The following is a 10,884-nucleotide window of genomic DNA, read 5'->3' as shown; positions in this document are numbered from 1 at the left end:
CTCTAATCCATAATATCTCGAATCCAAGTCTTCAAGATAATGGGGCTATAATGTGATATCTACAGGAAGATTTAACAATTCATCACAAGAATAAAAGCTCAGGGCCCCCTGCTAGCGACGTATATGCTGCGGCCCACACGATGTGGGTTGGTTCGATGTTGCTGCACGAGGCGGGCCTACAGGAGGTAGGTCAGTTCGATATTGCTGCATGATGCAGCGAGTTTAATCGAACCTCCTTCACCCCAGAACTTCCCCTGATTCCGTAGGAGATAAAGGCAAAACGAAAACATGCGTGATTCGATGTTGACTTATCGTAAGGAGGAGCAGGAAGTTTGCTAGTCGCTGGGCGCTGAAGCTGGACGTGGCCACTTCACTTTTTCAGTTATACACAAGCATTGAATTTTATAATTTCGCTAAACAATAAAAAAAGATGAACCGTTAATCGATTCATCTCTTATCTGCTTACCATTTTAACTATGGTCAAACATACAATATCCAATATTAATAATAAGTATAAGTAGTGAAACTGTTCCAAATACTGCTTCAAACATTTTAGATCCACCTCCTAATTAGCCTTATCATATGTATTTTATCAAAAATCAGATAAAATATTGTCTTCATCTTCTTTATTTATTTTAGCACATAATTAAGTAGTGATTAACAAGAAATGGGTACAGCCATAGGTTCCATGTGATAAACTAATAGCATAAAATGTTCACTAAAAGTAGGTGATACTATGTCTCATTGTCCCTATTGTGGTACTCGTACACATGATAAAGAATTATATTGTATATATTGTGGTGAAGAATTACCTGCTGATTTATATAAGAGAATACATCCGAATTCCAATAAGTTTAACCGTTGGTGGTTATTACCTATGGTCGTTCTTATATTATCCATTATTTCTTTAGGAACTACATATTTTATTATGGAACAAAAGACAGCAACTGCTCAAGCAAAATTTCGTTCCGGTGAACAAGTTGCTCTTAAAGGAAATTACAGCAAAGCAAAAGATTATTTTGAAGCAGCCGAGTCCCTCACCCATCAGTTCCCAGCCGCTTCACATAATAAACAATTTATGACTATCGCTTTAGATGTACAATCCAAAATCGATAAGGCGAGAACACAGACATATAACCAGCGGTATAAAACATCTCTTGAAACCCTAACTGCAGCTGAGGAGCTCCTAAAAAATTATAATGGTGAAGTTGTTCGCAATCTATTAGAAGAAATTGTGTCTTTAAGAAACAATACTAAGATAGACCAGCTTGAAGAAACCATGGAAGATAAACCTTCCATTGAAGAACTAAAAAATATATTGTGGCAGGCAGAATCAATTCCTACAGATGCAGCTAAGCAAATAGTCAAACAAATTCGCGAACAAATTGTTGCTTATGCTTTCTCAAATGCGAATGAAAGATTAAAACAAAAACAATATTCAAATGCAAGAAGCTTTGTTGAAGAAGGATTAAGATATGCACCTAATAGTGAAAAGCTCCAGAGTTTAAAAACAACGATTGAGAAAGAGAAAACAGCATTTGAAACAGCTCAACAAAATCGAATTGAACAAGCTATAAATGCAGCAGAAAAAGAAAGTGAAAAGAATCAAACAGATGCTGTAAAAGTTACATCTCTTGAAGCAACTTTAAATGAATTTGGAGATCTCATTGTTAAAGGAAAAATAAAAAGTGTGGCTACTGTCCCAATTAACTCTGTATCTTTATCTTATATTTTAGTGAATGATTCCGGTGAGAATGTTTTATCAAATGAAGTCTACTCTTTCCCAGACACCCTTTATCCTGGAGAAACGGGTAATATAGAATTCACACATTATGATGTGAAGAATTCGTTAGATGTAAAAGTAGACAAAGTAAAATGGTTTTTAGAATAGCAACAGTCGGAGTGAGTACATGAGCAACAAACGTTTAGCCTTACCTATTATACTTACGGTGATAGTTGTACTTTCCACTGCTTTTGGTGTATATAAATTAAATAATATCGTCTATAAACAACCTATTAAAACTACGAGTACGCTTGCTCAAGAGGTTACTAAAAAAAATACATCTACTAGCATTGATTTAAAGACAATTATTCACGAAGCTGAAAAAAATGTTGTCCAAATTGAGGGAAAAGCTGAATGGGGAGAAAATATAGGTTCAGGTTTCCTTTTTAATGATAAAGGAGATATTATCACCAATGCTCATGTTGTTAAGGATGCAGAAACTATTCAGGTAACAACTGCAAATGCCCGAACATTTATCGCTGCTATTGTAGGAATCGGGAAAGAAACCGATATTGCAGTTATACGAGTTCCTTCCCTAGCAAATCGGACGCCTATGCCAATTGGCACTAACATCGAAGTTGATATTGGTGATGAAATAATTGCTGTAGGAAGTCCTTTAGGGTTACAAAATACAGTTACAACAGGCATCATATCAGGTGAAGGACGAGATTTTAAAATAGATGAGTTTAAGTATGAGAATGCATATCAAATTTCCGCCCCCATTACACACGGTAACAGTGGTGGTCCATTAATTCATCGTCAAACTGGTAAGATTATCGCAATTAATTCTGCTGGAACAGCCCAAGGAGGTATCGGATTTAGCATCCCCCTCTCAGACGTTATGAATCAAGTAAATAGATGGTCAGACCAAGCTGATTCAAAAGACTTAGAGTACAATGGTAATCTTAGTTCTACAACTATTGATACAGAACAACTCAAGGAAGACGCTCGGTACTTATTTGGGTACTTTAAGGAAAGTTTATTGATGCGAGAATATATAACAGCCTATTCAATGTTAGGAAGCGATTGGCAAGCTAAACAATCTTATACTGCATTTCGTGATATGTATGTACACACTACAGATATTACACTTTCAAATGTTCAAGTCACCATTGATGAGGATAACCAAGCTAAACTAACGGTAATCAGTGATTATGTTATTCGCGAAGCAGATCAACAAAAAGTAACCGAACGATACAATTCCACCTACACGATAGGTTATGAGAATGGTCAATTAAAACTATTAGAAAGTCAAAGAAAATTAGTGTCTACAACAACCCACTTAGAAGAGGGTCAATCGTAAAAAAAGGTCCATATGCTTGCTAAAAATCCCCCTACTAATATGAACCCTAGAACACGTATATGAGCTAGGGTTTCTTATTGTTTCATTCCATTAAGCAATGTCTAGATTTTTTAAAATTCTACCCTATTTATGAGTTAGTCACAATATCGCCATCACTTATTGAATAAATTGTGAAATGATTCACATTTGCATTTTTTTTAGCATTTGCCATGCTACACTATAAATGTAAAGAAAAGATTCACTTAAAAAGCTGGCTTAAGTGATTACCAAGCATTATCAAATAAACCATCACAAGGAGTGATTAGTTATGTTTACTACTATGTTGAGAGAAAACAAATTGGCTACAGCAGTATTAACCTTTTTAAGAGTGTACTTAGGTTATCAATGGATTACAGCTGGTTGGGGAAAAGTTACAGGTGGTTTTGATGCAACTGGTTTTATGCAAGGTGCTATCGGCAAAGCAACTGGTGATCACCCAGCCGTACAAGGTTGGTGGGCAGCGTTTTTAAAAAATGTAGCCGTACCTAATGGAGAATTATTTAGCTTTCTAGTTGCCTGGGGTGAATTGTTAGTGGGTATTGCACTTATTCTTGGTTTATTCACAACATTTGCAGCACTGATGGGAATTACAATGAACTTTGCTTTCCTATTCAGCGGAACAACCAGCACTAATCCTCAAATGGTATTAATCGCAATCTTTATTCTAGTAGCTGGTTTCAATGCTGGTAAATACGGATTGGATCGTTGGGTCATACCATTTATTAGAAAACAAATGAACCATAAACCAAAAATTAAAAATGATAACAATAAACTTGAATTAGAATATAAATAAATGTAACACTAGCCCGTACCTAAGAACATAATAGGTTCGGGTTTTTTTGTGATTATTGATTTAAGAAAATCTAGTCAAGTCACTTATCAATAAGGAATTAAACCATAATAAGTTTCTGTAGCTATAAAGAAAAGTTACTTTGGTTCCCTCCTTCACCTCTCATTTGATATAGTAGAATGATACATACAACTATACAAAAAGGATTGAGTATATGACATTTACAATGATGCTCATTGTTTTAGTAGTTGGCATTTGTGCTGGTTTTATTAATGTTCTTGCAGGAGGAGGCTCACTCCTTACCTTACCAATGCTAATTTTTTTGAACCTGCCTTCTGCTATGGCAAATGGTACAAACAGAATTGCCATTTTAGCACAGAATATAACTGCTATTGCTTCTTTCCGTAATAGTGGTATTTTTCATTGGAAACTTGCAGTGTTTCTTTCGTTTCCAGCTGTTTTAGGATCTATTGCGGGATCGAAAATGGCCATTGAATTATCTGATGATTTATTCAATCGAATTCTCTCTATTGTCATGATTTTTGTGTTAATAACCATTGTTATTAAACCCCAACGTTGGTTCACAAAAGCTACCTCGAACATGACAACCAAAAAACGGATATTGCTATTTATTGTGTTTCTACTGGTAGGATTTTATGGTGGCTTTATTCAAGCTGGTGTCGGTCTTGTCATTGTGATGATGCTTACGTTAACAACGGGAATGAATCTAGTACATATCAATAGTTTAAAAGTTTTCATTGTTGCTATCTACACCTTGTCTTCCATTATTGTATTTCTTCTAAATGATCAAATTCATTGGGGGTACGGTCTAGTACTCGCACTTGGAAATAGTATTGGTGCGATTATTGGAAGTAAATCAGCTGTGAAGAAAGGAGAAGGCTTTGTACGGCTTGTTATGGTAATTGCTGTGGTATTCATGAGTGTACGTTTGTGGTTTACGTAAAGACGTATTCAATTAGATGCAACAAAGGATTATAATTATCCACGATACATAACAGTGTCCATGTATTCTTTTTTGAACAGTACTTTTCTAGACTTACTGAATCACCATGCTTTATTTCTGTAATGTCGATTGGGATATCCATTGGAGCATACAATAGTATAGGTGATGTCATAGATTGGTACCGCAAATCTTCTTCAAGTTGATCCCCATATCTCGCTTTCACACGCACAGACGACCATAAAGAATAATAGTGAGCGATTTGAAATAGAGCCTCATTTTTGGGAGGTTGTTCTGGTATGGGTACAAATGCTAGCTTGATTTCTCGATATTCCGGATAAATAATCAACATATGATTTGCTTTAAACTCTACACAGGTAACTTCATTATTAAGTAATAAACCGAATTCTTCGCTTGTTAATTCCTTCCAACAACAATATCGAAGGAGTTTATCATTAACACGAACAGAATGTTGTCTACAAAGGTTTACTACTACCAACCCGTTCTGCTTACTAGGATAGATTATGTCAAGTTTTTTAGTAGATTCCATGTCCTCTTTCCTTTCTATTTTCCTACATATTCAGAACACATTACTATTATAGTGAGCATTCGATGTTATATTACAATATTCATATATATATAATTAGAGGGTGATAATGTGTACGTTTGGCTTTACAGGTTTTATCTGATTTGGTTTGGGTGTGGTTTTATATTATTAAGCTTTGACATCCTTCCCCCATACCTACAATGGGCAAATGCAGTATTTTTAATCCTAGCTGGTTTACTTGGGGGACTATATTTTCATAAGCAATATGGGGCAAAAAAAGGGATAGCTTACAGTTTATTTGTTATTATTATATCAATTGCCATTGAACATATAGGCGTGAAATACCAATGGTGGTTTGGCCACTATCATTACACCCAAGATTTTGGTCCAATGATTGGAGGCGTCCCTTTTGCAATAGGTTTTGCTTGGCTTATGGTCATGGCAGGTGCACATGAAATATCAAGAACTCTACTGGGTCGTTTTTCAAATCTAGTGTATCTACTATTATTTATTATTACAGGTGGTCTATTAGCAGTAAGTATCGACTTGATTTTAGATCCTGTTGCTTTTCATGTTAAAAATTATTGGGTTTGGGCACAAGGAAGCTTTTATTATGGTATTCCTTTTACTAACTTTAGTGGCTGGTTTATTTTAGCAGCTTTCTTTCAACTAATGGCGCATATTTGGTTCTCCAGCGATACACCGAAAGATAGTGGATGGCGAACTAGAATTATTGTCGTATATAGTAGCACTCAATTACTATTTATTTGGCTTGCTTTTCTAGGAGGTTTATATGGTGCTGTTCTCCTTGTAACAAGTTTAATGCTACTCTGGGGACTAGTTTATGTGAAAATGAGGAATGATTCATGATACCAGCCAACAAAAGCAGATTTTGGGAGCGAGGCTTTGATTTCTTTGTCAAACGCTTAACCCAATTCCATTTTCAAAATATATATATCAACGGGACTCCCCCCTCCTCATCCAAGAGAACATTATTTCTTGTTAATCATAGTGCTTGGTGGGATCCCATCATCATTTTTCTCCTAAATCAACATATCTTTCTTGGGGAATCATATGCGATGATGCACGAAGAAGGGATAAAAAAGGTACCCATCTTTCGACGTCTTGGAGCTTTCTCCATAAATAGGAACAACCCAAAAGACATCTTAAGCTCACTTAAGTATGCAAGTAAACAATTGAGCAATGGCGATAACGTGTGGATATTTCCTCAAGGTGATGAGCAACATCTCGAAAAACGTCCACTTGAATTTAACACAGGAGCTGCCTATGTAACTGAAAAGACGGAGGATGTACAGGTTATTCCTATTGCTATTTATTATACGTTTCAGTCAACTCGTAAAGCGTCTGTTTATATATCTATTGGTGAAAGCATCGTTCCGAGTCACTATAATCACTTGAAGAGAGATGCTAGAACTCAATTTTTTGAGGAACAATGTACTACACTACTCGACCAACTAAAACAACAGATTATTCTCAATCAAACGGATTCTTTCCGCTCATTTTATTAAGGAGTTGTGTAACATGATTATTATATTCTTTGTACTCAGTAGTTTAGAAGCATTTCTCTTCCTATGGGTTGTTATTAATCCATTATGGTTACCGGCTCTTCACAGCTATACAAATTACTCCGGTAATAATACAACAGTATCTGTACTTATCCCCCTCCGCAATGAATCTAAAAATGTTCCAGGACTTATAGCTTCATTAAGGAACGTTAATTATGAAAAACTTGAGTTTATCCTACTCGATGATCAATCGTCAGATGATACAAAATCATTATTGTTGCAATATACATATGGGGATTCTCGTTTTACAATTATAAACGGGAAACAACTTCCTGAAGGATGGAACGGGAAAGTACATGCTTGTCACCATTTAAGCAACCACTCAAACAGTGAGGTCATGTTTTTTATTGATGCCGATGTTCGAATTGAACCAACAACTATTCATCATACCTTAGCACTTATGGAGAACCAGCATGCAAGTATGGTTAGTGGCTTTCCAACGTATCGAGATAGTAAACTTGTTCAATTCCTTGTAACCATGCAACACTTTGTCATCCATCTTCACCTCCCTTTATTTTTTGCAAATCATACAACACGACAAGCCACTACCGCTGCTTGTGGTCAATTTATCGCAATTAAACAAGCTACTTATAAAAAAATTGGTGGTCACGAAGCAGTTTATAACTCTTTAGTGGAAGATGTGGAATTAGGAAGATTAGTAAAAAAACACGGAGAAAGAATGATATTAGCAAATATTACAAAGCTTGTTAGCTGTTTTATGTACGATACGATTCAAGAAGCATGGGAAGGATTCACAAAAAATATATTCATTGGCATTGGTCGATCAAAGATTGGTGCAGTAGGATTATCTATCTTCTATGCTATCTTTTACATATCTCCGTTTTTATTAGCTATATATGCAGTCTTAAATCAACAATGGATGTTTCTCCTCCCTCTTGTACTAACAATTTTACAAAAAGGTATCGTGGATATAAGAACCAGAACGAGTCCATTTTACTCTTTAGGCATGCCATTATCTGCAGCAATGTTAATTGGGGTGCTATGGACATCAATGTACAAAGCCATTACTGGCAAAGCTTATGTTTGGAAAGGAAGATCATATCAATGAAGCAAATATCAATTGTAGGAGGCGGTTTAGCCGGTCTGTCTTCAGCAATATACTTAGCCTCTGAAGGATATCATGTTAAGGTATTTGAAAAGAATAACCACTTTGGTGGTAAAATGATGGCAGTGGACTTAGGTAACTATCATTTTGATTTCGGTCCAAACACCATAACCATGCCACATGTTTTTAGAAATGTATTAAGTGATGCGGGATTAAATCCAGATGATTACTTTACGTTTAAGCAAATTGAAACACATACCCGTAATAGTTTTGGGGATGGATTCACATTTGATTTATCCTCTTCTAAAACGTATATGCTAGACCAATTAAAGAAGCTTGACCCTAAGGGGGCCTCTAAATACCAAGCGTTTTTGAATCAAATTACTAAGCTTTATTCCCTTTCTGACAAACACTTCCTTCATCGTACATTTGAATCATGGCGTGATTACCTATCCCCTTCACTCTTTAAAGCCATGTTGAACGTTAAACCTAATCAGAGTATGCATGAGTTTATGAGCCTTTATTTTGATAATCCAAAGATTATACAGTCACTTGATCGTTATGCGACATATATTGGATCTAATCCATATATTGCTCCAGCAACATTTTCTATGATAGCTTATTTAGAATTGATTGATGGTGTTTATTACATAGAAGGTGGTAACACGAAAATTGCAGAGGGATTTGAACGAGCAGCGAGAGAGTTAGGAGTAGAACTTTATGCAAATCATGAAGTGAACCAATTAAATATACAAGACTCAGCTGTCACAGATGTAATATTATCAGATGGCCAAACTTTCAAAACAGATGAAGTTATAATAAATGGCGATGTATTAAAAGCCTATCCAGAGTTAGTAAAAGAAGAGCACAGGCCTCATTTCTCTAATCAAAAAGTGAGGGATTTCGAGCCGTCTATATCAGCTTTTGTTATATTAGCAGGCCTTACCACACGAGTCGAGAACCTGCACCATCACCATCTTTTCTTCACTAAAAATTATCAAAAAGAATTTATTCAACTACAAGAAGGTGTTTATCCTGAATCACCAACAATATACATCAGCACCTCTTCAAAATCAGATCCTACCGTATCACCTGATGGAGATAATTGTTTTATTCTAGTCAATGCTCCAGCCATACCTAAAGATGGTGATATTGGTATTGATACCGATGAATACAAACAAAAGATATATGATCGATTAAAAGCATTTGGATATGACATTCAACCTTATGTAAAAGAAGAGCAGGTATGGACCCCTAAAGATATACGTAAACATTTTGGCGCTTTTCGTGGATCTATTTATGGGCCAGCGTCTAATAAGAAAGTAGATGCATTCAGAAGACCTTATAATAAATCACAAGATATCTCTAACCTATACTTTGCTGGTGGAAGCACTCATCCTGGTGGAGGATCGCCAATGGTGGTATTAAGTGGTAAAAATGTTGCCAGGTCATTAATAAACAAGGATAGAGAAACGTCTTAAAATGCTTTTAGGATTACTTATGAAAACGGATTTAAGATAGAAGAATAGCTACTTTTAGACGGATTGATATTACAAATTAGCACTGAAGCATTTGGAGCTAACAATACTGTCTCACCTATCTTAACGGACATATAATCTCTTATTTACTGAAAAAACGCTATTTATAAAAGTTAAACGGACATAGGATACCTTATTTAGCTAAATCCCTCTCCATAAAGGCTGATTTGCTTCAAATAAGGTATCCTATGTCCTTTGAGTACCAAAAATCGTCTTGATGGGGGATAATAACGCATTCTATGTCCGCTTACACATTAAATTTCTCAATTAAAGAAACAAGTACTGCGTAGGTTCAATAGCAATCCTACTCTCTTTAATTATCTCCCCTTTCATTTAATAACTCGGATTCAAGTCTTCAACATTATGCCTCTATTCCTAAATATAAATTTCAAAAAAGCGTAAACCCTCTAGAGGTTTACGCTTTTATCATATTCATGTTCGCTAAGATTTCTTTCTTCTGACGATCACTTACATAATTGCGTTCACTGAATACCTGATAATTATTTTCGCGAATAGCTGGTAAAATAGCTTTATAAAGATAAGCAGCTCCTTTAACAGGTGTTCTCGAATACAATGGATATTCATGTATTGTCTCTAATGCAAGTTCGTAATGTTTTTGAGCTTTATGAGCTAGGTCTTCCCATAGTTGAATGAAGGAGGAATTGATTGTTTGATTGTATAACTCATCATAACCATAGTCATACTTAACCATTACTTCCTCAGGTATATATACTCTATTACGTTCCATGTCCTCCCCAATATCTCTCAATATATTCGTCAATTGCATTCCTTTTCCTAAATGAATAGCTCCTTCACGAAGTTTCTCTTCCTTACCAGGAGCAATAACAGGTAGAAGCATCAAGCCCACTGTGCTTGCTACAAGATAGCAATAACTCATTAATTCATCTTCTGTTTGGACGATATGTGAATCAATATCTAACCTTTGACCATCAATCATTTCCTGAAATGGTACAGTATCCATATTGAATCTTTGAAAAACATCTTGTAAAGCTAACCACATGGGGTCATCACTAGGTAAATGACCAGCTAAAAAATAATGGAACTCTTGTTCAAATTCTTTTAATTCCTTTGAAGGGTTTTGACCTTCATCAACGATATCATCTACTTGGCGACAAAAAGCATAAATCGCCCAGACTGCTTGTTTTTGTTTTTTTGGCAGTAGAGCAAATGCTTTAGAGAAAGTTTTAGAATGTTTGTCAATAATAGCCTTGCAGTATTCATAAGCAGACTGGGTAGTATTCAAAACAATG

General features: G+C 35.6%; 10 protein-coding genes. 8 read left to right on the top strand and 2 right to left on the bottom strand.

What is annotated here, in order from left to right:
* Nucleotides 1-928: 928 nt before the first annotated feature.
* The 4 genes from N782_RS12920 to N782_RS12905 all read left to right on the top strand — a co-directional run bounded on the left by N782_RS12920 (nt 929) and on the right by N782_RS12905 (nt 4,879).
* Nucleotides 929-1,891, top strand: coding sequence for a tetratricopeptide repeat protein (locus N782_RS12920; RefSeq protein WP_152600772.1), 963 nt, complete (start codon nt 929-931; stop codon nt 1,889-1,891).
* A gap of 19 nt (nt 1,892-1,910) precedes the next feature.
* Nucleotides 1,911-3,086 (top strand): S1C family serine protease, encoded by a 1,176-nt coding sequence (locus N782_RS12915; protein WP_052111330.1) that lies wholly within the window; start codon nt 1,911-1,913, stop codon nt 3,084-3,086.
* Nucleotides 3,087-3,393: 307 nt separating this feature from the next.
* A complete protein-coding gene (locus N782_RS12910; protein ID WP_036820665.1) occupies nt 3,394-3,918 on the top strand; it encodes a DoxX family protein in 525 nt (174 codons plus the stop codon).
* 211 nt (nt 3,919-4,129) lie between these two features.
* Nucleotides 4,130-4,879: a sulfite exporter TauE/SafE family protein gene (locus N782_RS12905; RefSeq protein ID WP_036820662.1), complete on the top strand. Its 750-nt coding sequence runs from the start codon at nt 4,130-4,132 to the stop codon at nt 4,877-4,879.
* Here N782_RS12905 and N782_RS12900 read toward each other — a convergent pair.
* Entirely contained in the window at nt 4,872-5,426 is a 555-nt protein-coding gene (locus N782_RS12900) for a hypothetical protein (protein WP_036820659.1), read from the bottom strand. The genes N782_RS12905 and N782_RS12900 overlap by 8 nt on opposite strands.
* A 108-nt stretch (nt 5,427-5,534) precedes the next feature.
* Between N782_RS12900 and N782_RS12895 the strand changes: the two genes are divergently transcribed.
* The 4 genes from N782_RS12895 to N782_RS12880 are packed head-to-tail and all read left to right on the top strand — an operon-like array spanning nt 5,535 to nt 9,556.
* Nucleotides 5,535-6,293, top strand: coding sequence for a carotenoid biosynthesis protein (locus N782_RS12895; protein ID WP_036820656.1), 759 nt, complete (start codon nt 5,535-5,537; stop codon nt 6,291-6,293).
* On the top strand, nt 6,290-6,952 hold the full coding sequence (locus tag N782_RS12890) for a lysophospholipid acyltransferase family protein (RefSeq protein ID WP_036820653.1): 663 nt from the start codon (nt 6,290-6,292) through the stop codon (nt 6,950-6,952). Before N782_RS12895 ends, N782_RS12890 begins: the two co-directional genes overlap by 4 nt.
* Nucleotides 6,953-6,965: 13 nt before the next feature.
* Nucleotides 6,966-8,078: a glycosyltransferase family 2 protein gene (locus tag N782_RS12885; RefSeq protein ID WP_036820651.1), complete on the top strand. Its 1,113-nt coding sequence runs from the start codon at nt 6,966-6,968 to the stop codon at nt 8,076-8,078.
* The gene (locus N782_RS12880; protein ID WP_036820649.1) at nt 8,075-9,556 is read left to right on the top strand and encodes a phytoene desaturase family protein; all 1,482 of its coding nucleotides are present in this window, start codon (nt 8,075-8,077) and stop codon (nt 9,554-9,556) included. Before N782_RS12885 ends, N782_RS12880 begins: the two co-directional genes overlap by 4 nt.
* A gap of 472 nt (nt 9,557-10,028) precedes the next feature.
* On the opposite strand, the gene N782_RS12875 is transcribed toward N782_RS12880, so the two are convergent.
* Complete coding sequence (locus N782_RS12875) at nt 10,029-10,877, bottom strand: phytoene/squalene synthase family protein (RefSeq protein ID WP_036820647.1); 849 nt, start codon at nt 10,875-10,877, stop codon at nt 10,029-10,031.
* Nucleotides 10,878-10,884 lie beyond the last annotated feature (7 nt).

Origin of the sequence: Pontibacillus yanchengensis Y32 (genome assembly GCF_000770635.1) — a bacterium.
GTDB classification, from domain to species: Bacteria; Bacillota; Bacilli; order Bacillales; family BH030062; genus Pontibacillus; species Pontibacillus yanchengensis.
The sequence above is the reverse complement of the archived record's forward strand: the minus strand, read 5'-3'. Positions and strand labels throughout refer to the sequence as shown.

Coding starts and splice junctions, on each gene's coding strand:
- N782_RS12920 (WP_152600772.1), top strand. CDS start 929: ATGGAACAAAAGACAGCAACTGCTCAAGCAAAATTTCGTTCCGGTGAA.
- N782_RS12915 (WP_052111330.1), top strand. CDS start 1,911: ATGAGCAACAAACGTTTAGCCTTACCTATTATACTTACGGTGATAGTT.
- N782_RS12910 (WP_036820665.1), top strand. CDS start 3,394: ATGTTTACTACTATGTTGAGAGAAAACAAATTGGCTACAGCAGTATTA.
- N782_RS12905 (WP_036820662.1), top strand. CDS start 4,130: ATGACATTTACAATGATGCTCATTGTTTTAGTAGTTGGCATTTGTGCT.
- N782_RS12900 (WP_036820659.1), bottom strand. CDS start 5,426: ATGGAATCTACTAAAAAACTTGACATAATCTATCCTAGTAAGCAGAAC.
- N782_RS12890 (WP_036820653.1), top strand. CDS start 6,290: ATGATACCAGCCAACAAAAGCAGATTTTGGGAGCGAGGCTTTGATTTC.
- N782_RS12885 (WP_036820651.1), top strand. CDS start 6,966: ATGATTATTATATTCTTTGTACTCAGTAGTTTAGAAGCATTTCTCTTC.
- N782_RS12880 (WP_036820649.1), top strand. CDS start 8,075: ATGAAGCAAATATCAATTGTAGGAGGCGGTTTAGCCGGTCTGTCTTCA.